24 protein-coding genes are annotated in these 22959 nt (G+C 67.7%); 14 read left to right on the forward strand and 10 right to left on the reverse strand.

Translation table 11 applies throughout. The features are described 5' to 3' along the window. Nucleotides 1-133 precede the first annotated feature (133 nt). Nucleotides 134-910 carry a CoA-transferase subunit beta gene (locus tag M3330_RS14875; protein ID WP_255025228.1) on the reverse strand — a complete coding sequence of 259 codons (777 nt, stop codon included), beginning with the start codon at nucleotides 908-910 and terminating at the stop codon, nucleotides 134-136. Further along, on the reverse strand, nucleotides 907-1824 hold the full coding sequence (locus M3330_RS14880) for a CoA transferase subunit A (protein WP_255025229.1): 918 nt from the start codon (nucleotides 1822-1824) through the stop codon (nucleotides 907-909). Before M3330_RS14880 ends, M3330_RS14875 begins: the two co-directional genes overlap by 4 nt. A 72-nt stretch (nucleotides 1825-1896) precedes the next feature. Between M3330_RS14880 and M3330_RS14885 the strand changes: the two genes are divergently transcribed. Continuing rightward, on the forward strand, nucleotides 1897-2793 hold the full coding sequence (locus tag M3330_RS14885; protein WP_255025230.1) for a LysR family transcriptional regulator: 897 nt from the start codon (nucleotides 1897-1899) through the stop codon (nucleotides 2791-2793). 52 nt (nucleotides 2794-2845) lie between these two features. On the opposite strand, the gene M3330_RS14890 is transcribed toward M3330_RS14885, so the two are convergent. Then, on the reverse strand, nucleotides 2846-4261 hold the full coding sequence (locus M3330_RS14890) for an MFS transporter (RefSeq protein WP_255025231.1): 1416 nt from the start codon (nucleotides 4259-4261) through the stop codon (nucleotides 2846-2848). A 205-nt stretch (nucleotides 4262-4466) separates the two neighbouring features. Here M3330_RS14890 and M3330_RS14895 point away from each other — a divergent pair, with 205 nt between their 5' ends. Together M3330_RS14895 and M3330_RS14900 are read left to right on the forward strand one after the other, a co-directional pair. Next, a complete protein-coding gene (locus M3330_RS14895) occupies nucleotides 4467-5687 on the forward strand; it encodes a CaiB/BaiF CoA-transferase family protein (RefSeq protein ID WP_019290835.1) in 1221 nt (406 codons plus the stop codon). A gap of 184 nt (nucleotides 5688-5871) precedes the next feature. Next, a complete protein-coding gene (locus M3330_RS14900) occupies nucleotides 5872-6165 on the forward strand; it encodes a WhiB family transcriptional regulator (RefSeq protein WP_006553718.1) in 294 nt (97 codons plus the stop codon). A 5-nt stretch (nucleotides 6166-6170) separates the two neighbouring features. On the opposite strand, the gene M3330_RS14905 is transcribed toward M3330_RS14900, so the two are convergent. Further along, on the reverse strand, nucleotides 6171-6863 hold the full coding sequence (locus tag M3330_RS14905) for an SDR family NAD(P)-dependent oxidoreductase (protein ID WP_255025232.1): 693 nt from the start codon (nucleotides 6861-6863) through the stop codon (nucleotides 6171-6173). A 212-nt stretch (nucleotides 6864-7075) separates the two neighbouring features. On the opposite strand from M3330_RS14905, the gene M3330_RS14910 reads away from it, so the two are divergent. The 4 genes from M3330_RS14910 to M3330_RS14925 all read left to right on the forward strand — a co-directional run bounded on the left by M3330_RS14910 (nucleotide 7076) and on the right by M3330_RS14925 (nucleotide 11233). Beyond that, nucleotides 7076-7789, forward strand: a complete 714-nt coding sequence (locus tag M3330_RS14910; RefSeq protein ID WP_019290836.1) for a dienelactone hydrolase family protein — start codon at nucleotides 7076-7078, stop codon at nucleotides 7787-7789. 130 nt (nucleotides 7790-7919) lie between these two features. Beyond that, the gene (locus tag M3330_RS14915; protein ID WP_200360254.1) at nucleotides 7920-9854 is read left to right on the forward strand and encodes a 2-oxoacid:acceptor oxidoreductase subunit alpha; all 1935 of its coding nucleotides are present in this window, start codon (nucleotides 7920-7922) and stop codon (nucleotides 9852-9854) included. Continuing rightward, nucleotides 9851-10921 carry a 2-oxoacid:ferredoxin oxidoreductase subunit beta gene (locus tag M3330_RS14920; protein WP_006553715.1) on the forward strand — a complete coding sequence of 357 codons (1071 nt, stop codon included), beginning with the start codon at nucleotides 9851-9853 and terminating at the stop codon, nucleotides 10919-10921. Before M3330_RS14915 ends, M3330_RS14920 begins: the two co-directional genes overlap by 4 nt. 129 nt (nucleotides 10922-11050) lie before the next feature. Continuing rightward, nucleotides 11051-11233, forward strand: a complete 183-nt coding sequence (locus M3330_RS14925; RefSeq protein WP_019290838.1) for a hypothetical protein — start codon at nucleotides 11051-11053, stop codon at nucleotides 11231-11233. A 69-nt stretch (nucleotides 11234-11302) separates the two neighbouring features. Here the strand turns inward: M3330_RS14925 and M3330_RS14930 are convergent, their stop codons facing one another. After that, nucleotides 11303-12370, reverse strand: coding sequence for a MaoC family dehydratase (locus M3330_RS14930; RefSeq protein ID WP_255025235.1), 1068 nt, complete (start codon nucleotides 12368-12370; stop codon nucleotides 11303-11305). A 5-nt stretch (nucleotides 12371-12375) separates the two neighbouring features. Beyond that, entirely contained in the window at nucleotides 12376-13251 is an 876-nt protein-coding gene (locus M3330_RS14935; protein ID WP_006553713.1) for a CoA ester lyase, read from the reverse strand. A gap of 211 nt (nucleotides 13252-13462) precedes the next feature. On the opposite strand from M3330_RS14935, the gene M3330_RS14940 reads away from it, so the two are divergent. Genes M3330_RS14940 through M3330_RS14950 form a run of 3 tightly spaced genes read left to right on the forward strand, consistent with a single transcriptional unit; the run spans nucleotide 13463 to nucleotide 15868 of the window. After that, the gene (locus M3330_RS14940; RefSeq protein WP_200358751.1) at nucleotides 13463-14614 is read left to right on the forward strand and encodes an acyl-CoA dehydrogenase family protein; all 1152 of its coding nucleotides are present in this window, start codon (nucleotides 13463-13465) and stop codon (nucleotides 14612-14614) included. 26 nt (nucleotides 14615-14640) lie between these two features. Next, nucleotides 14641-15387, forward strand: coding sequence for a GntR family transcriptional regulator (locus tag M3330_RS14945; RefSeq protein WP_255025238.1), 747 nt, complete (start codon nucleotides 14641-14643; stop codon nucleotides 15385-15387). Between the two features lie 28 nt (nucleotides 15388-15415). Further along, nucleotides 15416-15868 (forward strand): MaoC family dehydratase, encoded by a 453-nt coding sequence (locus M3330_RS14950; protein WP_255025240.1) that lies wholly within the window; start codon nucleotides 15416-15418, stop codon nucleotides 15866-15868. A 3-nt stretch (nucleotides 15869-15871) separates the two neighbouring features. On the opposite strand, the gene M3330_RS14955 is transcribed toward M3330_RS14950, so the two are convergent. The 4 genes from M3330_RS14955 to M3330_RS14970 all read right to left on the reverse strand — a co-directional run bounded on the left by M3330_RS14955 (nucleotide 15872) and on the right by M3330_RS14970 (nucleotide 19084). Next, on the reverse strand, nucleotides 15872-16993 hold the full coding sequence (locus M3330_RS14955; protein WP_255025242.1) for a sorbosone dehydrogenase family protein: 1122 nt from the start codon (nucleotides 16991-16993) through the stop codon (nucleotides 15872-15874). 56 nt (nucleotides 16994-17049) lie between these two features. Next, complete coding sequence (locus tag M3330_RS14960; protein ID WP_217579460.1) at nucleotides 17050-17487, reverse strand: MaoC/PaaZ C-terminal domain-containing protein; 438 nt, start codon at nucleotides 17485-17487, stop codon at nucleotides 17050-17052. Beyond that, entirely contained in the window at nucleotides 17484-17930 is a 447-nt protein-coding gene (locus tag M3330_RS14965) for a MaoC family dehydratase N-terminal domain-containing protein (protein WP_255025244.1), read from the reverse strand. The genes M3330_RS14960 and M3330_RS14965 overlap by 4 nt, the downstream gene beginning before the upstream one ends. 92 nt (nucleotides 17931-18022) lie before the next feature. Further along, nucleotides 18023-19084: an alanine racemase gene (locus M3330_RS14970; protein ID WP_024102079.1), complete on the reverse strand. Its 1062-nt coding sequence runs from the start codon at nucleotides 19082-19084 to the stop codon at nucleotides 18023-18025. Nucleotides 19085-19155: 71 nt separating this feature from the next. On the opposite strand from M3330_RS14970, the gene M3330_RS14975 reads away from it, so the two are divergent. Genes M3330_RS14975 through M3330_RS14990 form a run of 4 tightly spaced genes read left to right on the forward strand, consistent with a single transcriptional unit; the run spans nucleotide 19156 to nucleotide 22954 of the window. Next, nucleotides 19156-20976 (forward strand): amidohydrolase family protein, encoded by a 1821-nt coding sequence (locus M3330_RS14975; protein ID WP_255025245.1) that lies wholly within the window; start codon nucleotides 19156-19158, stop codon nucleotides 20974-20976. Continuing rightward, complete coding sequence (locus M3330_RS14980; protein WP_006553702.1) at nucleotides 20973-21614, forward strand: TetR/AcrR family transcriptional regulator; 642 nt, start codon at nucleotides 20973-20975, stop codon at nucleotides 21612-21614. The genes M3330_RS14975 and M3330_RS14980 overlap by 4 nt, the downstream gene beginning before the upstream one ends. Next, a complete protein-coding gene (locus M3330_RS14985; protein ID WP_019290848.1) occupies nucleotides 21604-22476 on the forward strand; it encodes an alpha/beta fold hydrolase in 873 nt (290 codons plus the stop codon). Before M3330_RS14980 ends, M3330_RS14985 begins: the two co-directional genes overlap by 11 nt. 4 nt (nucleotides 22477-22480) lie before the next feature. After that, nucleotides 22481-22954: a nitroreductase family deazaflavin-dependent oxidoreductase gene (locus M3330_RS14990; protein WP_255025247.1), complete on the forward strand. Its 474-nt coding sequence runs from the start codon at nucleotides 22481-22483 to the stop codon at nucleotides 22952-22954. Nucleotides 22955-22959 lie beyond the last annotated feature (5 nt).

A 22959-nucleotide genomic window follows, 5' to 3' on the forward strand; every position in this document is an offset into this window, starting at 1 on the left:
ACGTGCCGCCTTCCCGCATCACGCGGCGGTCCGTCCGCCGAGCATCACGCCGGACGCGCGCAGGCTCGCAGGATCCGGGGCGTCGTCCGTTGCGGACATCCTGCCAGCCGACACGTCGGTCACGTCGACGGGATCACCGCAGATACAGGCGGACCTTGTCGATCTCGTTGCGCAGCAGGTCGATCTCCTCGGCGGTGGGATCCTCGGTCAGCGTCAGCTCGTCGGAGACCTTCAGATCCCAGCCGGTGGCGGCGCGGACCTGGTCGACGGTGACACCGCGGTGGATGCTGGTCAGTTCGAGTTCGTCGAAGGAATCTTGCCGCGACAGCACGCCCAGACTGGTGAACACCTTCGTCACCCCGCGGCCGCGGGGCATGATGCCGACGCCCGCCTCACGGGCGCGCACCGGGCTCGAGGTCGTGCAGAAGTCCAGTTCGGCGGGGAAGGCACTCGGATCGTGGCGTCGCATGATCACGAACACCTCGCCGGCGTTGGGCATGATCTCGACGGCTCCGCCGCCGCCGGGCAGGCGCACGGTGGGCTTGTCCCAGTCGCCGATGATGCTGGTGTTGAGGCTGCCGTCGCGGTCGATCTGCGCCGCCCCGAGGAACCCGACGTCGACGTTGCCGCCTTGGAGCACGTACCCGAACAGCGACGCCATGGACACCACGGATTCGGCGCCGGAGACCACGACGGAGTCGGCGATGCCCTCGGCCATCGCCTCGGGGTGCGCACCGCAGACCCCGGATTCGTAGATCAGCTCGACGTCGGGGTTCGACGTGCGGGCGGCGAGGTCGACGGCGAGGGTGGGCAGACCCACCCCGGCGAAGACCCGGGCCTTGCCGGCCAGGGCCCGCGCGGCGACGGAGACGATCAGTTCGGTGGTGGAGAAGGTTTCGGTGGTGGTCACTTTCGGCTCCCGTAGTCGACGGTCCCGGAGGGGCGCGGCGCGACCTCGAGGTCGGCCCAGTACTCTTCGCCCAGTTTCTCGAGGTATTCGGCGTGATCGGCGGTGGTGAGGACCCATTCCTTCAACCAGGTGCGCAGTTGCTGGGGGTCCTTGCTGATCGCGGTCCATCGGCGGTAGAACGCGCAGTCGCGGTCGTAGTAACCCTGCGCGTAGGAGGGGTGCGCTCCGCGCGGGCTCAGCACCACCGCGTCCACCGCGTGCGAGGGGACGAGGGTGCGGCTGGGATCGGAGCGGATCACGTCATCGTCGACAATCTCTTCGACCGCCACGATGGCCTTCTTCGCAGCGTAGACCGCTTCCTGCTGCACACCGGCGATGCCCCAGATCTGGACGTTGCCGGAGCGGTCGGCGCGCTGCGCGTGGATGATCGTCACGTCCGGGTTCAGCGGAGGCACAACGTAGACGCTGCCGCCGCTGAAGGGATCCTCGACGAGCCGGATGTTCGGGTTGATCCTCGGCAGGTCGCTGCCGGCATACGAGCGCAGCGGGAAGAAGGGCAGCCCGGCCGCGCCGGCCTGATAGCGGCAGACCATGCCGTAGTGGCTGTACTCCTCGACCTCGAGTGCGACGGGGTCGTGGCTCTCGATGCGCCGGCGGATCTCGTACAGCGACCCGGCCGAGCCGCTGGCGAAGAACGAGGCGACGAGCTTCGACACGCAGTCGGCGGCGATGAGCTGATCGGAGATGATGTCGGGGGTCATGCGGCACAACGCCAGGTCGCGCCTGCCCTGCCGGATGATCTCGTGCGCCGCGGCGAACGGGATGAGGTGCGAGAAACCCTCGAGGGCAACGGTCATGCCGTCCTCGACATAGGTGGCGATCGCCTCGCGCAGGGTCATGAGTTTGTCCGGCATACCCGGTCGTCCTCCGTGTGGTCGGTAATTCGGTGTCGGATATCAGGCGCCCGCAGGCGCAATAATCGACGGGTGGAGATCCAGCAGGTGAAGGCGTTCCTGGCGGTGGCGGAGGAACTGCATTTCGGTCGCGCGGCGCAACGGCTGCACATGGCCCAGCCGCCGCTCAGCCGCACGATCCGCAGGCTCGAGAAAGAACTCGGAGCCGAACTCTTCGAACGCAACACCCACAGCGTGCGGTTGACGGAGAGCGGTCGCGCGCTCGTGGAGCCGGCCCGGAACATCCTCGACGCCTGCCGGCTCGCCGAGATGGCGGTGACCGCCGCGGGGTCGGGTCAGACCGGCAGGGTCCGTATCGGTTTCGCCGGTTCGTCCTCGCACTATCTCGTGGGCCGGTGGGCGAAGCTCGTGCGGCGCACTCATCCCGGTATCGAATTCGTGCTCGACAGTTCGGCGTACGCGAGCGAGGCGCTCAACAAGCTGGCCGCGGGCAAGCTCGACATCGGCATCGTGCGCCTGTTGTTCTTCCCACCGGGGATCGCGTCGCGCGTCGTGGCCCGAGAGAACCTCGTCGTGGCGCTGCCCAAGGAGCACCCGCTCGCCGACCGTGAGCAGGTCCGGCTCGAGGACCTCGCGCACGAGGCGTGGGTGATGCTGCCCGCCGAACCCGGATCGATGCTGCGCGAGCTGTTGCTCCGTATCGCCCACGACGTCGGATTCACGCCCAGAATCGTTCAGAGCGACCCGGATTCGCTGTCGCTGATCGCCCTGGTCTCGGCCGGGGTGGGATGTTCGATGACGGTCTCGTCGGTCGCGGCGAACGTCATCAACCCCGAGGTCGTGTTCGTTCCTCTCGCAGATCATCCCGAGCCGCTCGACGTGCGGCTCGTGTGGCGGGAGGACGACGACAGTGCCGCGCTGCGGGAGGTTCTCCGCCTCTCCGAGGAAGCGCTGCCGACTCCGGATTGACCGGGGCCGGCCGGCGACTGCGCCGGCCGGCCCCGAGTGCGAGCGATCCGTCCTAGGCATGGACGCGATCTCGTGGGGTGTCGTCGGTTCCCGGAGTACGGCGGTCGTGCTCGGCCGCCTCCGACTGCTCGAGGGCGAGTTCGTCGGCGTCGGACTTCTCGGCGACCGAGGGGGCCTTCGGGTCGTATCCGGTGCGCTCGAGCAGTGCCAGGGTGCACACGAGGGAAACCGCTGCGTAGCAGGCCGCCGCGATGGCCACGCCGGTGACGTCACCGGACGAGTTGAGCAGGTACTGGGCGAGAACCGGGGTGCCACCACCGACGATCAGCGAGCACAGCTGGTAGGCGAGCGACAGGCCCGAGTACCGGATGTTTGCAGGGAAGGCGCGGGCCAGGATGCCGGCGATCGCGCCGTAGAACATCGAGTGCGGAATCGTCGCGAGGCACATACCGATCACGGCGACCGCGAAGGTCTCGGTGCGGATCGCGAAGAACATCGCCGGCATGAGGAACAGCTCCGGGACGATCATCAGGAGCATGGCCCTGCGCATGTCGATTTTCGACACCAGCACGGCACCGAACGGCTGCACGATGAACTGCACGACGAGGGCGATCGCGATGATCGCGAGGAAGGTGCCACGCTCGTAACCGAGTTCGCTCGTCGCCCACGACAGGGCGAAGGTGTTCTTGAAATAGGTCACCTGGGCGAGGGGCAGTGCACCGGCGCCGAGCAGGACCAGGACCCAGTGCTTGCGCAGCACTTCCTTGATCGGGAGCTTGACGGTCTTCTTGCGTGCCAGAACGGCTTTCATCGCGTCCGATTCCTCGAGCTCGAGGCGGATCACCATGCCTATGACGACCAGCGCGCCCGACAGCAGGAACGGGATGCGCCAGCCCCACATCATGAACTGCGGGGTGGGCAGCGCTGCGAGGAAGAAGAAGGCCATCGTCGACAGCAGGTTGCCGGCTGGCGAACCCTGCTGCGCGAACGCCGAATACAGGATTCCCTTGCCCTTCGGGGCGTTCTCGCTGGCGATGAGGACGGCGCCGCCCCATTCGCCGCCGACCGCGACGCCCTGCACGATGCGCAGGAAGACCAGCAGGACCGGCGCCCACATTCCGATCTGCGAGTAGGTGGGGAGCAAACCGATGCCCACCGTCGCGATGCCCATCATGACGAGCGTGATGACGAGGGTGTTCTTGCGTCCGAGGCGGTCTCCGAGATGGCCGAAGATGACGCCACCGAGTGGGCGGGCGAGGAAGCCGGCCCAGAGGGTGACGAACGCGAGGAGGGTCGCGACACCGCTCGAGAGTTCGTCCGAGAAGAAGACCTGGCCGAACACCAGCGCGGCGGCCGTGCCGTAGATGTAGAAGTCGTACCACTCGATGGTGGTGCCGATGAAGGAGGCGATACCGGCCTTGCGGGCCTTCCTCGCGATCTCCTGATCGGTGGGTGTGGACGAACTCATGCGCCCTCCGTCTGCTACGCCCCCGGACGAGGCGGGTGGAATGTGGTCTGCGTCTCAGCAGAGAGTGGCAGGGCTCGGATTTCCAGTCCAATACCCAATAGGACTCGAATCGATACCGCAGAGGTATTACTGAGGAGTCCGTGTTCGTCCTGGTAGACATGCAGCGACGCCGGATGGGGGAACCGCGAACGCGAAAGGACATCAGGTGACGAGCGACCGAACCGATCGGACCGAGGTGGAGGTTTCCGCCGGCCTGCCGCTGGAGGGCATCACTGTGGTGAGCCTCGAACAGGCGGTCGCCGCGCCCCTCGCGACGCGCCATCTCGCAGACCTCGGAGCCCGTGTCGTCAAGGTCGAACGCGTCGGCGACGGCGACTTCGCGCGCGCCTACGACGGTGCCGTGCACGGCCTGGCCGCACACTTCGTCTGGCTCAACCGCGGCAAGGAATCGTTCGCGGTGGATCTCAAGGCTCCCGAGGGCATCGATGCGGTGAAGGCGCTGATCCGCGGTGCGGACGTCTTCTTGCAGAATCTCGCTCCCGGCGCGGTGGAGCGTCTCGGACTCGGTGCCGACGACCTGCGTGCCGACCACCCGGAACTGGTGGTGGTCAACATGTCCGGTTACGGCACCGACGGACCGATGCGCGACCGCAAGGCCTACGACATGCTCGTGCAGTCCGAGACCGGCCTGTGCTCGATCACCGGCACGCCCGAGACTGCGGTGAAGACGGGCATCCCCACCTCGGACATCGCCGCGGGCATGTATGCGCTCACCTCCATCCAGGCGGCGCTGTTGCGCCGGCACCGCACGGGCGTCGGCGCGACGATCGACGTGTCGATGTTCGACGCGACCGCCGAATGGCTCGGTTATCCGATGTACCTGCAGATGTATCAGGGACGCCAGGTGCCGCGGATGGGTCTGTCGCACACCTCGATCGCGCCGTACGACAAATACCCCACCTCGGACGGCGAGATCCTCATCGGCGTGCAGAACGACCGGGGCTGGCGCACGCTCACCGATGTGCTCGGCATGCCCGAACTGGGCGATGATCCGCGCTACGCCACCAATCTCGAGCGGGTGCGTCGCCGCGAGGACGTCGATGCGCTGGTCGGGCAGGCCACCAAGCAATTCACCAGTGCGGAGCTCGACGGCAAGCTCGCCGACGCCGGTGTGCCCGCCGCGCAGCTGCGGGATCTGCGCGGGCTCATCGAGCACCCCCAGCTCTCGACGCGCGATCGCTGGCGTGAGGTGCAGACCGAGGCGGGGACGGTGCGTGGCATCCTGCCGCCGATGAACTTCCGCGACGTCGAACTGCCGATGGGCGCGGTGCCGGGGCTCGGTCAGCACACCGACACGGTGCTCGCCGCTCTCGGGCTCACCGACGAGCAGATCGCGGGCCTGAAGAAGGCCGGCATCGTCGGCTGATCCGCCCTGTCTCGTCCGCTCATCAAATGTGCGGCCATAGCGTCCGGTGCTTATAGGTATCCGAAGCGACTGGCATCGTCGATTCTGATGGATCCGCGCTGCTCAAGGATTGACGATCCCCGCCGGGTACCGAAAAATGGCCGTACAAACACTCGTTCGACGAGTGCGGGTCCGCGATGACCCGATGGGCAAGGAGGCGGCGATGTACGGATCCGGCGACCGTGACTGGGTGGTCGCGGCGCGGTGCCGCGGGGTGGACACGTCGATGTTCTTCCCTCAGCCCGAGGACGGCCGTGGTGCGGTGCTCCGGGCCGAGCGGCAGGCGAAGGAGGTCTGTCGCTCCTGTCCGGTGATCGACGCGTGCCGAGTGCACGCCGTGCGCACCGGAGAGACGCACGGCGTGTGGGGCGGCATGAACTACGCCGAACGGCGAGCGTTCGAACGTGCGATGAAACTCGGTCGCCTCCAGTCGGTCTGACGCTGTCAGCCGACATTGGTGACGGGGATCAGACCACCGGTGACGGAGGCGCCCGCATCGGAGATCAGGAACTCGATGACCTTCGCGATGTCGGCCGGCTTCGACCAGCGGCTCGTGTCGGCGTCGGGCATCGCGGCGCGGTTGGCCGGGGTGTCGATGACGACGGGCAGCAGCGCGTTGACGCGGATGTGGTCGTCGCGGTACTCGAGCGCCATCGTCTCGACCAGCGCCGACACCGCAGCCTTGGAAGCGATGTAGGGGGCGCCGCCCGGGAAGGGGTTGAGCGTCGCGGCGGTGGAGATGCAGACGATCGATCCACCGCCGCGGCGGATCAGGTGGGGCAGCGCCGCCTGGCTGACGGAATAGGCGGTGCACAGGTTGAGATCGAGCTGGGAGTCGAGGACCTCGATCGGAGTCTCGTGCACCCGAGGTCCGGAGGTGAAGCCGCCGACAAGATTGACGACGCCGAAGAGGGGAGCGTCGGGGTCGTCGCACGCCAGGTTCAGGGCGTCCTCGAGCTGTTGCTCGTCGGAGACGTCGGCCTGGACGAGTTGGAGGTTCGGATGCGTGCCCACGCGCTCGAGCTCGTCACGGACCAGCCACGGCACCACGACCCGCCATCCGGTGTCGAGGAGATGTTTCGTCACGGCGCTGCCGAGGCCGCCGGTGCCACCACTGACCAATACGGTGCGAGCCATCTGCCGGTATCCCTTTCGAGCGAGCCGTCTGCCGTGCTCCAACCGTACGTCGGTGCGCGAGAGGAACGATACCGCAGATCGGAAATGATGTTCTTTTCTGGTGGGTGGGACGGACGGCCCCTGAGCTGCAGTGACGGGTGGATGTGCTGCCCGCTGAACGACTTCGTACGAAGATCATGACGAACAAACGACGCAAAGTGGAAGGACGGTCGATGACCGACATCGAGGCAGAATTCGTTCACATCGGAGGTCTGCGCGCCTATCTGGCCAGGCCGCTCGGCGGTGCCACCGGAGGAATGCTGCTGCTGCCCATGATCACCGGCATCGACGCCCAGGTCCGCGAGTACGCGCACGACATCGCCGGAACCGGTGTGACCGCGCTCGTCTGGGATCCCTGGCACGGACCGAGCGCCGACGACACCTCGCGCGAGGAACTCGTGGAGTTGATGCGGGGCCTCGACGACGAGAAGTGCCTCGCGGAGATGGCGACCCTGCTCGACCATGCCTTCGGTGAGCTGCGCCTGGAGAAGGTCGGCGTGATCGGATGGTGCCTCGGCGGACGCCTCGCCCTGATCCTCGGCGCCCGCGACACGCGGGTCGCGAACGTCGTGGCCTACCACCCGTCGATCGCGGTGCCGCCCGCCCCGAACCACACGATCGACGCCGTCGAACAGGCAGGTCGCGTCGCTGCACCCGTCATGGTGCTGCACGCCGGCGCCGACACGATCATGAGCGCCGAGACCTTCGCGAACCTGCAGGCGACGCTGCAACAGCGCGAGACCGGCGCGACCATCACCCACGTCTACCCGGGCGCCGAACACGGTTTCTCCTCCCGCGACCGGCACGGCAATCCCGTCAACGCCGACGCCTACGCCGTGTCGTGGCCCCAGGCGTTGAGCTTCATCGGCGACACCGTCCGCTCCTGACGCGTTCGCTACAAAGTTGGCTTTCCGCTGCGGTGATTGCCGGCAATTGCTGTAGCAGAAAGCCGGTCTTGTAGCGGATGAGCAGAATTTTTCGGGAGAAACGGTTGCACATGCGCACGTGAGGGCCACGATGGAGCGCATGGCGTCGAGCGCGAAACTCGAACAGGTCGTCATCCGCATCGCCGGCGACTCCGGCGACGGCATGCAACTCGCCGGTGACAGGTTCACCGCCGAGGCGGCGGCCTTCGGCAACGACCTTGCCACACAACCCAACTTCCCCGCCGAGATCCGCGCACCTCAGGGCACTCTTCCCGGGGTCTCGAGCTTCCAGATCCAGATCGCCGACCACGACATCCTCACCGCCGGCGACCGGCCCGACGTGCTGGTCGCGATGAACCCGGCGGCCTTCAAGGCCAACGTCGGCGACCTGCCCCGAGGCGGCACCGTCATCGTGAACAGCGACGAGTTCACCAAACGGAACCTGAGCAAAGCGGGCTACGACGCCGATCCGCTCGGTACCGACGCCGTGCAGCATCTGACCGTCCACGCCCTGCCGATGAGCACCCTCACCGCCGGAGCCGTCGAACCCGCCGGTGTGGGCAAGAAGGACGCGCAGCGCTCGAAGAACATGTTCGCGCTCGGTCTCCTGTCGTGGATGTACGGGCGGCCGATCGCGCCGGTCGAGACGTTCCTCGAGCGCAAGTTCACGTCGAAACCCGACATCGCGCACGCGAACGTCCTCGCCCTGCGCGCCGGCTGGAACTACGGGGAGACCACCGAGACGTTCGCCACGACCTACGAGGTGGCCCGCGCGTCGCTGCCACCCGGCACGTACCGGCAGATCACCGGCAACACCGCCCTCGCCTACGGTCTCCTCGCGGCGGGTCGCGCGGCGGGGATGGACGTCTTCCTCGGCACCTACCCGATCACGCCGGCCTCCGACATCCTCCACGAACTGAGCAGACTCGGACGCTTCGGAGTGCACACCTTCCAAGCCGAGGACGAGATCGCGGGTATCGGCGCCGCGATCGGCGCGTCCTACGGTGGCGCGCTCGGGGTCACGAGCACGTCGGGTCCGGGAATCGCCCTGCAATCCGAGGCCATCGGTCTGGCGGTGATGACCGAACTGCCGCTGATCGTCGTCGACGTCCAGCGTGGTGGACCGTCCACGGGCCTTCCGACGAAGACCGAACAGGCCGACCTGATGCAGGCGATGTTCGGCCGCAACGGCGAATCGCCCGTCGCGATCGTCGCTCCGCAGTCACCCGCCGACTGCTTCGACGCCGCACTCGAAGCCGCGCGCATCGCCATCACCTACCGCACCCCGGTCATGCTGTTGTCCGACGGTGCGATCGCCAACGGATCCGAACCGTGGCGGATCCCCGACATCGACGACCTGCCCCGCATCGATCCGCGCTTCGCCGCGTCGCCGGGTGACGACGATCCCGGCTACCTGCCCTACGCCCGCCACACCGACACCCTCGCGCGCGACTGGGCGATACCCGGCACCGCAGGTCGCGAGCATCGGATCGGCGGACTCGAGAAGGCCGACGGCACCGGCGACATCTCGTACCACCACACCAACCACGAGCTGATGACCCGACTGCGGGTCGCGCGGGTGGCCGGCATCGACGTCCCGGATCTCGACGTCGACGACCCCACCGGCGACGCCGAGGTGCTCGTGCTCGGCTGGGGTTCGTCGTACGGGCCGATCGGGGAGGCCGTGCGTCGCGCCCGGCGAGCGGGGCATGTCGTCGCCCGCGCGCACCTCCGGCACCTGGCGCCGATGCCGAAGAATCTCGGCGACGTGCTCGGCCGCTACCGGCGCGTGCTGGTCCCGGAGATGAACCTCGGTCAGCTGTCCTTCCTGCTGCGGTCGCGGTTCGATGCCGACATCCAGCCGGTGACGAAGGTATCCGGCATGGCGTTCCGCGCCGACGAACTCCACGACGCCATCGAAGCCGAGTTCGCCGGAACACTCGCCGACACCGAACGATCCCGGACGCCGGCCGCGGTCGCCTCGTCGACGAAACTCGACCCGACAGCAGAGAGGGCACGAGCATGACCGGACTCCTCGGCCACGATCTCGGACTCCGCCCGCACACCGACGCACTCGACGGTGTGCCCCGGACGGACGACCCGCAGAAGGCGAAGGACTTCACGTCCGACCAGGAAGTGCGGTGGTGTCCGGGTTGCGGCGACTACGTCATCCTCGCGACGGTCCGCAGCCTGCTGCCCGAATTGGGTGTCCGGCGTGAGAATCTCGTGTTCGTCTCCGGTATCGGATGCTCGTCGCGCTTCCCCTACTATCTCGACACCTACGGTGTGCACTCGATCCACGGACGCGCCCCGACACTCGCGACCGGTCTGGCGGTGACGCGTCCGGATCTGTCGGTGTGGGTCGTGACCGGCGACGGCGACGCCCTGTCGATCGGCGGCAACCATCTCGTCCACGCCCTGCGTCGCAACGTGAACATGCGGATCCTGTTGTTCAACAACCGGATCTACGGCCTGACCAAGGGGCAGTACTCGCCGACCTCGGAGGTCGGCAAGGTCACCAAGTCCTCACCCGGTGGGTCGGTCGACGCGCCGTTCAACACCCTGTCGCTCGCGCTCGGCGCCGAGGCGTCCTTCGTCGCACGTGCTCTCGACTCCGATCGCGCCGGACTGACGGAGGTCCTGCGCGCGGCGGCACACCATCGCGGTGCGGCCTTCGTCGAGATCCTGCAGGACTGCCCGATCTTCAACGACGGCTCGTTCGACGTGTTGCGCAAGGACGAAGCGCCGTCGCACCTGATCCCGCTGCGGCACGGCGAACCGATCATCTTCGGCGTCGACGACGAGCGGTGCGTCGTCCGAAAGGGTTTCGGTCTGCGTGTGGCGCAACGCTCCGAGGTGGACGCCGCCGACATCGTCGTGCACGACGCGCACACCGACGACCCCGAATACGCGTACGCGCTGTCGCGGCTGTCGGACCAGGACCTTCGTTACGTCGTCACGGGGATCGTGCGGCAGGTCGGGCGGACGACCTACGACGACGCGGAGCGCGCTCGGGTGCGGACCGCGCGGGAGTCCGGCACCGCCGACCTGCAGCAGTTGTTGCGGGGCGACAACACGTGGACCGTGCCCTGATGCCCGTATCCGCTACCGTCCTGGCTATTCGCCGCCGCAATTGCTGTGGCGGATGGTCGAAGTCGTTGCGGATCGGGCATGTGTGAACAATTTGTTGACAACAACTTGCTCACGCGCCGTCCTGGGATCATGTCCGAGGAAGGTTTCACCCCACCCGATCCGCGTCGCGAACGCGCCCATCGTGAGTACGCGGGGCTGTTCCGGATCGCCGAACGGCACGGCAGCACTCCCGAACAACGGGCCAGGCAGTCGCACCCCGAGATGCTCGACCCGCTCGGCGCCATCCGTCTCGTCAAACGAGTCGACGCATAACGACGAAACCGACATTGTTCGCGATTTCCCAAACGATTTCGCGCACAACGTCGGTTTCGGCAGGGGCTGTCAGGCCATGAGTGCGGTGAACCGCCAATCCAGCACGGGCGCCGGCTCGGCACCGCCGCGGTTGCCATTCGCGGCACCGCCGCGGTTGCCATTCGCGGCACCGCCGCGGTTGCCATTCGCGGCACCGCCGCGGTGCGCGTAGACGACCGACCGCAGGTTCAGCACGCCACCGCCCTCGGCGAGGGGCTCGGCGGATTCGATGTGCAGGTCGCTGGTGAGGGTGTCGCCCTCCTGCACCGGACCGGTGTGGTCGCACGCCTTCCAACCCAGCACCGTCACGAGATTCGGCAGCGCGCGCGTCGCCTGCGAGAAGGCCAGGCCGATGGTGTGGCCGCCGTACACGAGACGACCCGACGCGCCGACCCGCTCGTCGTGGTGCGTCGCCGCGATGTTGAGGCTCAGGCGCGCGAGTTCCGGTGCGCTCGAGACGACATCGCCGCTGGACTGCAGCACGGCACCGGCGAGGGACTTGTCGAAGTGCTCGCCCGGCACCTTCGACCGGTAGACATCCAGATCCCAGTCGGCGGGCGCGGACCACTGCGGTTCGTCCTGCGGTCCGATGGCCGAGAGGTCGTCGGAGTGCACGACGCGGTCGGGGTCGGGGTTCTCGCTCAGCGGCAGCATCGCGCAGCGGTAGAAATCGAGGACGGTGTTGCCGTCCTGATCGACCGTGTTCATGCGCAACGCCGCGAGACCGGTGGGCCTGCGTCCGGGCTTCGCCGAATTCTCCTTCAGTCCAACGACTTCGGTGGTGGTGTAGAGGGTGTCGCCGATGTGCGGGAAGCGGCGGAAACGCAGGCCGCGGTAGAAGAGGTTGGCCTTGACGTGGTGCGTGACGAGCGTGGACTGCCCGATCGCGATGTCGGTGACGAAACCGGCGTGCGCGACCGGCCCACCCGCGACGGCGGCCGAGAGGTGCTTGTCGAGCGGAAGACGCAGGCGGTCACCGAGAATGCTCTGGTGCGCGGCGGCGAGGCCGTCGGTGAGCGTCACGGCGGGGGCGGTGTCGAAGACCTGGCCGACGGTCAGTTCGTCGAAATAGGGTCCGCCGACGTACGAGGTGGCCATGGCGTTCAGGCTCCGATCTTCGACAGGGTGCGGCGGGCGGCGACGGCAACGGCCTCGTCGAGCATCTGCCCGTCGAGCTGGGCGGCTCCGGCACCGCGGTTCTCGGCCTCCTCGAGCGCGGCGAGAACCTTGCGGGCGGCGTCGACCTGATCGTCGGTGGGCGTGAAGGCCGCTGCGGCAGAGGTGATCTGCGCGGGGTGGATGACCCACTTGCCGTCGAATCCGAGATCGGACACCCACTGCACCGAGTGACGGAAGGCGTCGTCGTCGGCGATGCCGAGGAACGGGCCGTCGATCGCCTGGACACCCGCAGCGCGGGCGGCGTGCAGCACGCGGTCCTGCACGTAGAGCCAGTGCTCGGGCGCGGCGGTGCGGGCGCGGCCCAGGGAGGCGCCGAGGTCGGCGTAGCCGATGATCACGCCGGCAACCCGGGGCCCGGCGACGATCTCGTCGATGCGCTGCACGCCGGCGGGGGTCTCGATGAGGGCCTGCACCGGGACGGTCGAATCGCCGAGGATGCGGTCGGCCTCGACGAGGTCGTCGGCGCTCTCGACCTTGGGGATCACGATCGAGGCGAGGGCGTCGCCGAGTGCGGCGCACGTGCGCAGGTCGTCCTCGAACCAGGGCGTGCCGCGTCCGTTGATGCGCACGGAGACGGTGCGTGCGGCGCCGTGTTCGCGGACCAGGGGAGCCACGAGTTCGCGGGCGGCGTCCTTCTGGGCGGCGGTGACGGCGTCCTCGAGGTCGAGGACGACCTCGTCGACGGCGGAGGCGAGGGCCTTACCGGCTTTGCGTTCGTCGGAGCCGGGGGCGACGAGAACGGCGCGCCGGCGGAGGTGTTGCTCGGAAGACACGGGGACCTCGGGGAGTTCGGTCGGCAATGACGGCGCTAAATGTACGGCCATTGTTGGCGGTATGCCACCCCACGGAGAGGTGTGCTCATAGGAAGGTGCAGTCGTTCGTATCGTCGAAAACTCTGCAATCACGCCTTCGAATGACGGTCTTTGCGTTGACAACGTCCGAACTCGGTCCACAAAATGGCCGTACAAAGTTGCCGGGTCCGTGTGGCCCGTCCCCAACGAAGGATGCCCCGTGACCTACCTGAACGACGAAGAGACTTTTCTGGTCGAGACCGTCCGCGACTTCATCGATCGGGAGGTCAAGCCGTCGGTGCAGGAGGTCGAGCACGCCAACGAGTACCCCGAGAAGTGGATCGAGCAGATGAAGCAGATCGGCATCTACGGGCTCGCCGTGCCCGAGGAGTACGGCGGCTCGCCGGTGTCGATGCCCTGCTACGTCCAGGTCACCGAGGAACTCGCCCGCGGATGGATGTCGCTGTCGGGTGCGATGGGCGGGCACACCGTCGTCGCCAAGCTGCTGACCCTGTTCGGCACCGAGGAGCAGAAGAGCAAGTATCTGCCCAAGCTCGCCACCGGTGAGATCCGGGCGACGATGGCGCTGACCGAGCCCGGCGGCGGCTCCGACCTGCAAGCGATGACGACGACCGCCAAGCGTGACGGCGACGAGCTGGTCATCAACGGTGCCAAGACGTGGATCACCAACGCGCGTCGCTCGGGGCTGATCGCGCTGCTGTGCAAGACCGACCCCACCGCGCAGCCGCGCCACAAGGGCATCTCCGTCGTGCTCGTCGAGCACGGCCCGGGCCTGACCGTCTCACGCGACCTGCCCAAGCTGGGTTACAAGGGCGTCGAGTCGTGCGAGCTGAGCTTCGATGGCTACCGCATCTCCGTCGACGCGATCCTCGGCGGCGAGCCCGGCAAGGGCTTCGCCCACATGATGAAGGGCCTCGAGACCGGCCGTCTGCAGGTCGCCTCCCGCGCCCTCGGTGTCGCGACCGCTGCACTCGAGGATTCCCTCGCCTACGCGCAGCAGCGCGAGAGCTTCGGTCAGCCGATCTGGAAGCACCAGTCCATCGGCAACTACCTGGCGGAGATGGCCACCAAGCTCACCGCCGCCCGGCAGCTGGCGCGCTACGCGGCGGAGAAGTACGACAGCGGCGAGCGCTGCGACATGGAAGCCGGTATGGCCAAGCTGTACTGCTCGGAGATCGCGATGGAGATCGCCCTGAACGCGGTGCGCATCCACGGCGGCTACGGCTACTCCACCGAGTACGACGTCGAGCGCTACTTCCGCGACGCGCCGCTGATGATCGTCGGCGAGGGCACCAACGAGATCCAGCGCAACGTCATCGCGAGCCAGCTCGTAGCACGCGGCGGACTGTGACGACCGGCCGCTAGGATCGGTCCGTCATGGACTACAAGGTGCGGGAAACGGAACCGGCCTACGCGCAACTCGCGCGCCAGCTCCGGGAGGCCGTCGAGGCGGGACGGTACAGCGACGGCACGCGCCTGCCCACCGAGGCCGAACTCGCCGAGGAACACGGCGTGAGCCGGCAGACGGTGCGTCGCGCCTTCCAGGATCTCGTGGCCGACGGCATCGTCTACCGCGTTCCCGGCCGCGGCACCTTCGCGAACGAGTCGGGCCGGCGCTACCGGCCCCAGCTCGGCTCGATCGAGGATCTGCTCGCGTTGTCGGCCGACACGGTCATGCAGATCGTCTCGCCGCTGCGACGCGGAGTCGACATCGACGCCGCGAGCCGGCTACGTCTCGACACCGACGTGCTGTACACGGCGGTATTCAAGCGCCTGCACGACGGAATCCCCTTCGTAATCACCACGGTTCACCTGCCCGAACCCGTCGCCGCGCACGTACTCGACTCGCCGGAGCTCCAAGCGGGTGCGTCCAGCCGGAACACGATGATCGGGCTGCTCGAACCGCATCTCGACAGTCCCATCGTCGAAGCCGCACAGTCCATCACGGTCGCGCTCGCCACCGAACAGGTGGCGACCGAACTGAATTGTGAAGTAGGACATCCCTTGCTGCGTGTCGACCGGTTGTACTCGAACGACGATGGCGTGCCCACCGAGTTGTCGGTGAGTTACTTTCTGCCCGAGCACTACACCTATCGCGTCACCCTCAGGCGAGCCGGTCTCTGACCGTCGCCGCACATCGACAGGAGCAACAATGCGGGTTCTCAACGGAATCGACGAGGTCGAGAAGGCCGTCGGCGAGCACCTCGGCTACAGCGATTGGCTCGAGATCGACCAGAAGCGCATCGACCTGTTCGCCGAGGCCACCGGTGATCACCAGTGGATCCACGTCGACCCCGAGCGTGCGAAGCACGGCCCGTACGGCAAGACCATCGCCCACGGTTACCTGACCCTGTCGCTGCTGCCGGTGCTCGGCACCCAGATCTTCTCCCTCGAGGGCCTGAAGATGAAGGTCAACTACGGCAGCAACAAGGTTCGCTATCCCGCGCCGGTCCCCGTCGGCTCGCGGATCCGTGCCGGCGCCGAGTTCACATCGCTCGAGCGCACCGCCAAGGGTGCGAACCTCGTCGTCGGATACACCATCGAGATCGAGGGTGGAGAGCGCCCGGCGCTGGTCGCCGAGACGGTGGTCGTTCTCGTCCCCTGATCGTCAGGAGATCTCGATCCGGAGGATGCGGTCGTCGTCGTCGGCCGGGCTGCCGCGACCGTCCCGATTGGACGTCGTCAGCCACAGTGAGCCGTCCGGCGCGGCGACGACGGTCCGCAATCGTCCGTACTCGCCGACGAAGAAGTCGGTCGCGGTGACTGCGGTGTTCTGCACATCAGTATCCGGGATATCGATGCGCCAGAGGCGTTCTCCGCGCAGGCCTGCCATCCACAGGCTGCCGTCGAACCATGCCAGGCCCGATGGCGACGCCTGCGAGACCGGCCAGGTGAGGACCGGATCGACGAATTCGTCGGAGCCCCCGGCCCCTTCGGTCACGGGCCAGCCGTAGTTCGCACCGGCCGTCACGAGATTCAGCTCGTCGACGTCGTTCTGCCCGAACTCCGACGCCCACAACCGTCCCTGATCGTCGAATGCGAGTCCCTGCACGTTGCGGTGACCGAGCGAGTACACCGGCGACGCCGGATCTGGGTTGTCGGGCGCGGGTTCGCCGTCGCCGGTGATGCGAAGAATCTTGCCGCCGAGTGATTCCGGATCCTGGGCGAGTTCGCGCTCGCCCGCCTCGCCGGTCGCGACGTACAGCATCCCGTCGGGACCGAAGATCATCCGCCCGCCGTCGTGGATCCGTCCGGCCGGGATACCGTCGAGGATCACCTCCGGTTCGGCGAGCGTGGTGCCGTCGAAAACGGCTCGGAGTACCCGGTTGTCGCTGCCGGTTGTCACGTACAGGTACACGAAGCGGTCGGTGTCGAAGGTCGGCGACACCGCGATTCCCAGCAGTCCCGATTCGCCCTGCGCGAGGGTCTCTCCGACGCGACCGACCTCGCGGACCTCGCCGTCGGTGATCTCGACGATCCGGCCGGTGTTGCGCTCGTTCACCAGTGCAGAACCACCGGGAAGAAAAGCAACTCCCCACGGAGTGTCGAGACCGGACGCGACGGTGCCGGTCACGCGCGGAGTACCCGTCCCGGGCGTCGAGGGCTCGGTGACGGTACGGCTCACCCGGGCGGTGCCCTCGTCGACGGACGGACTCGACGGGGACGCACATGCCCCGAGGTACACGGCTGTTGCTGCGGCGGCCAAGCCGGCGAGAAGTGTCCGCGACATGGGTCGATCCTCTCTTACCGAGGTCCGTTCCGTCGGCGAATTCCCGGCGCTCGGAGTCAGGACGAGAACGCGAGCCGGACCTGGGTCTTGCCGAGCACCCGCCGGTCGTCGACGGATACGGTGATATCGATCCGTGCGGTGCGCTCCGCCTCGTCGAGGTGGCCGACCTTCGCAGACACCGACAGGACGGCACCGTGCATCGGGTCGACCACAACGGGTCGCGTGAACCGTGTCTCGTAGGAGACGACCACGGTGGGATCGCCGAGCCGTTCCGTGAGGGTCTGCAGGGCGAGGGCTGCGGTGAGCATTCCCTGGCAGAGCACGCCGGGGAGCCCTTCGCCGGCCGCGACGACGTCGTCGTAGTGGATCGGGTTGAAGTCGCCCGAGGCACCGGCGTAGCGGACCAGATCGCTGCGGGTCACCGTCAGTTCGGTCTTCGCGATGACCGCACCGACCTCGAGTTCGTCGAATCGTAGTGCGGTGCCGAGTATCATGCGTCGTCTCCTCGGTGAAGCAGTGTCGAAGTGACCACCGCGACCAGATCGTCCGTGTCGTCCCGGATCTCGCAGATCGTGGACAGGATGTGGTTGCCGGCGCGTTCGGTGACCTCCGTGATGGTGAGCGTCGCGGTCAAATCGTCGCCGGCCACGATCGGGCGCCGGTGCTCGACCTTCTCCGACCCGTGCACCACCCGGTACAGCTCGAGACCGGTACCCGGCGTCTCCAGAAGCTGTGTCACCGACGGACTCTGGACGACGGTGGTGAAGGTCGTAGGAGCCACGACATCAGGGAAGCCGGCGGCCCGGGCTGCCTCCGGGTCGAGATGGATCGGATGCGTCGATCGGACGGCGCGGGCGAATTCCCGGATCTTCTCCCGGCCGACGAGATAGGACGTCGGCGGAAAGATGCGTCCGGCAAGGTCGGGGTTCAGCGGCATCAACGCAGCGTAGCGACGTGCGGGGAGGATCGGTGTCGTGTTCGTGACCTACACGCCGAATTCGAGGTGATCGTGTGGGGACCGTCTCGGGATCACGTGTTGCACCCTCGTGCCGCGACCTTCCATCGCTCGACTACCGCGTCGCCGGAGACCGTGATCAACTCGTCCGCGAGGTTCACGGCATTGCACACGTGGTTGGGGATCACCCGCACCCTGTCGCCGAGTTGTGGGCGGGTCGATGCCTCCGGCCACTGCACCGTCGCGTGATGCTCCGACAGTGCGGTGATGCGCGCGTCCGGTTCCCCGAGGATGCGTCCGTACCCCGTGGCCCACGCGGCTCGATCGGCGCCGAGCGCCTTGGAACCGGCATCGAGCACGATCACCTCGTCGCGAGCGGAAACGACGGTCGCCAGGGCGGTCAGCGCGATGTCGGATTCGCTCACCGCGCCGAGTTCGAGTTGCTGCGCATCACCGAAGACGTACACGCCGGGACGCAACTCGGTTGCAACCGTGGGCACGTCGAGATGTGCCGTGGGGGAGGAACCCCCACTGATCACGGTCGGCTCGATCCCCGCTGCTCGTAGCGACGCCGCTGCTGCCGCCAGTGCGTCGGCTTCCTCCCGTGCTGCGCTGTCGGGCGCGTCGGGTGCGTACGAGTGGCCGGGGAAGGTGAAGACGCCGCGCACGTCGAGGCCCGCCTCGCGGGCCGCCGACGCCACGGTTCCGGCCTGTTCGGGCAACACGCCGGTGCGGTGGTGCCCGCTGTCGATCTCGACGAGCACCCCGATCGCGGTGCCGGCGTGCTCGACGAATTGCCGGGCTCCGGTCGCGGAATCGATCCCGACCGTCAGGCGCACCCGGTCGGTCAACGCGCGCAGCCGTGCACCGCGGGCAGCGTCGACCCACAGCGGGTACGCGACGAACAGGTCGTCGAAACCCTCGTCGGCGAAGACTTCGGCTTCGGAGACGGTCGCGACCGTCAGGCCGCGGGCTCCCGCACCGAGCTGGCGTCGTCCGATCTCGGAGCACTTGTGCGTCTTCGCGTGGGGTCGCAGCGACAGGCCTCGTGAGGCGGCGGACTGCGCCATCCGCGCGATGTTGCGGTCGAGGATGTCGCGGTCGACGAGCAGTGCCGGGGTGGTGTCGAGGTCCATGGCCGAACCGTAGACCGTCGGAACCGGGAATTTAGAGAGTGCGCGGCCTCTTTTTCATGTACCCTCGCGCCATGAGTGGTGTGGATCACAATTATGGGGATTTCGACGTCATCGTCCGAGGTGGTCTCTGGTTCGACGGGACGGGCGCACCCGGCGTCGTCCGCAACCTCGGTATCCGCGACGGAGTCGTCGTCACCGCGACCTCCGACGACCTTCCTGCCGGCCCGGACACCGAGGTCGTCGACGCGCACGGCCGCTGGGTGATGCCGGGCTTCGTCGACACCCACACCCACTACGACGCCGAAGTGCTCGTGGGTCCGGGTCTGTCCGAGTCGGTGCGCCACGGCGTCACGACCGTGCTCATGGGCAACTGCTCGATCTCGACGGTCTTCGTGCCGCCGGTCGACGCTGCCGACCTGTTCGGTCGCGTCGAAGCACTCCCGCGCGAGCACGTCCTCTCAGCCCTCGAGAAGTCCAAGACGTGGAGCACGCCCCGCGAATACATCGAGGCGCTGAACAAGTTGCCCCTCGGCCCGAACGTGACGGCCTTCGTGGGACATTCGGACGTCCGCGCGTCGGTGATGGGGCTCGGACGCTCTACCGAGTCGGCGAACCGACCGACCCGCGCCGAACTCGCCGAGATCGACGCCCGCATCGAGGACGCCCTCGACGCGGGCTTCCTCGGCGTGTCGACGATGACGAACCCGTGGGACAAGATGGACGGCGACCGCTATCGCTCGCGCACCCTGCCGTCGACCCACGCGTCGTGGTCGGAATTCCGCCGCCTGCACAAGATCCTGCGCCGACGCGGTCGCACCCTGCAGGCCGTGCCGAACCTCAACACCAAGTACGACGTCGTGTTCTTCGCCCTCGCCGGCACGGGCATCGGGCGCAAGCCGATGAAGACGTCGGTGCTCGCAGCGGCCGATACGAAGGCCGAACGGTGGGTCAACCGCATCTTCGGTCCGATTGCATTCGCGGCCAACCGGATCGGCAAGGGTGCCTTCCGCTGGCAACACCTGCCCACGACCTTCGAGGTGTACTCCGACGGCATCGACCTCGTCGTCTTCGAGGAATTCGGATCAGGCCGTGCCGCACTGCATCTGCAGGACGAACTCGTCCGCAACGACCTGCTGCGCGACGAGGCCTACCGCCGCTGGTTCCGGCAGGACTTCGAGAAGAAGTTCTCACCGCGCGTGTGGCACCGCGATTTCGACGACACCCGGATCGTCGAATGTCCCGACGCCTCGCTCGTCGGCCGGTCGATCGGCGACGTCGCGCGCGAGAGGAAGCTGCATCCTGTCGACACCTTCCTCGACCTCGTCGTCGAGTACGGCAGGAAGTTCCGGTGGCACACCGTGATCGCCAACGACCGAAGCAAGGTCGCCGACCGGCTCATCCGCACGCCCGGCGTCACCGTCGGGTTCTCGGACGCCGGCGCCCACCTGCGGAACATGGCCTTCTACAACTTCGCGATCTGCCTGCTCCGCCGCGTCCACGACGCCGAGAAGGCGGGCAGGCCGTTCCTCCCGCTGCCCGAAGCCGTCCACAAGCTCACCGGCGAACTCGGTGACTTCTACGGAATCGACGCCGGCCACCTGCGGGTGGGCGACCGCGCCGACTTCGTCGTCGTCGATCCTGCCGGACTGAACGCCGACGTCGATGCCTATCACGAGTCGCCGCTCGAGGAGTTCGGCGGAATCCGCCGCATGGTCAACCGCAACGACCGCGCGGTGACGGCGACGGCGGTCGCCGGCCGGGTGGTCTTCCGCGACGGCGAGTTCGTGCCCGGTTACGGACATACCGTCGGCACCGGCCGGTTCCTGCGCGCCGGGGTGGAGGAGCGCGGACCCGCGCCGATGCGCATCTCGGCGGGTGAGCCCGTCGCGTGAGTGCATCCGTAGTACGCCGTACCCAGCAGGAGCGCAGGGAGGAGACGATCGGCCGCATCCTCGACGCGACCATCACTGCCCTCGCCGAGCTCGGTTGTACCGCGACCACGATCGGTGAGGTGTGCCGGCGCTCGGGGGTGTCGTCGGGTGGGGTGTTCCGGCACTTCCCCACGCGACTCGACCTGATGATCGCGGCGGCCGACGCCGTCCGGGAACGCCAGTTCGCGAACTTCGAAGCGGGTCTCGCGGCGCTCGGTGACGAGCACGCGGACATCTCCGAGTCGCTGCGGGTGTGCCTCGAACTGCTGCGCACCGCCTGCCGGGCCCCGATGAACGCAGCCTGGTACGAACTGCTCGGCGCGGCGCGCACCGACCCGGCGTTGCGGGAGCATCTAACGCCGATGGCCGAGCGCTACCACGCCCAGATCGTCGATCTCGGCAGGTCGCTGCCTGTCGCGGCACGGTTCCCGGCCGACGTCTTCGACACCCTCCTGCTGTCGCTCGTGCACATGTTCGACGGCGAAGCGCTGGCGTCGACGGTGCATCCGCAGCCGGAACTCGAGGTGCGACGGATCGAACTGATGGCCCGGATGTTGGCGCTCGTCACATCTGACATAAGTTCGAATAATGAGCAATAGTGGATCTGCTCCTCAGTGGTTCGTCGACGCCCTGGCCACGCCCGTCGAGACCGGGAAGGTCGAGGCAGCCGGTGCGACCATCGCCTACCGGGCGTGGGGCGAATCCGGTCTGCCGGGCATCGTGCTGGTCCACGGCGGCATGGCGCATTCGGGGTGGTGGGACCACATTGGCCCGCAGCTTGCCGCCGGACGTCGTGTCGTCGCGCTCGATCTGAGCGGTCACGGCGACAGTGACCACCGCGAGCACTACACCCTGGAAGCGTGGTCCGCGGAGGTCGTCGCTGCGGCCCGCGCCGGCGGTATCAGCGGTCCACCGGTCCTCATCGGTCACAGCATGGGCGGGATCGTCTCGTTCGCCGCCTCACATCTCCACGGCGACGAACTCGCCGGTGTAGTGATCATCGATTCGCCGATCCGCGACATGACGCCCGAGGAACTCGAGATGCGCGCGAAGGCCGTCGCGAACGCCGGACCGCCGAAGGTGTACGCCGCGGCGGAGGACGCCGTCGCCCGATTCCGCCTCGTGCCGCCGCAGGACGACGCCGAACCCTACGTGCTCGAGCACATCGCCCGCGGATCGCTGAAGCAGGTCGACGGCGGCTGGTCGTGGAAATTCGACAATCTCCGCATGGGACGTGAGGGGCGCCGTAGCCTCGAGGCGATGAGTCCGGGATGCGCCGTCGCCTACTTCCGCTGCGAACGCGGCATCATCGACGACGCGCTCTACGGGCGGATGGTCGACAATCTGGGTCCTGATGCGTTGTTGATCGATCTTCCGGCCTCGGGCCACCATCCGATGATCGATCAGCCGCTGGCCGTCGTCGCCGCAGCCCGGACGCTGCTGGCAGCCTGGGGGAGATGACCGCATGAATCCGCTCCGACCGGTCGCCGTCCGTATCGGAGCGTTGCCGTGGTTGCCGCGGTATTCACAGCCGATCATCGCGGTGGACAAGACCATCCAACGGGCCACGCGCGGCAAGGTCACCCTGCTCGCGATCGCGGGACTGCCCTCGCTCGTGCTCACCGTGAAGGGCCGCAAGAGCGGGGTGTCGCGGTCCACACCGCTGCTGTGTGTGCCGCACGACGGGGGATGGCTCGTGGTGGGGTCGAACTGGGGACACCCGAAAGCCCCGTCCTGGGCGATCAACCTGCGCGCGGCCGACCAGGCGCAGGTGCTGTACGACGGGCACGAGCACGCGGTGTCGGTGCGGATCACGGAGGGCGACGAACGCGCGCGGCTGTGGCAGGTGCTGCTGGAGACGTGGCCGAACTACGCGCTGTACGCGAAGCGCACCGACCGGGTGCTCCCCGTCTTCGTACTGACGCCGCTCGAGTCCTGATCGCA

Origin of the sequence: Rhodococcus sp. GA1, from assembly GCF_024321955.1 — a bacterium.
Lineage (GTDB): Bacteria > Actinomycetota > Actinomycetes > Mycobacteriales > Mycobacteriaceae > Rhodococcus > Rhodococcus pyridinivorans.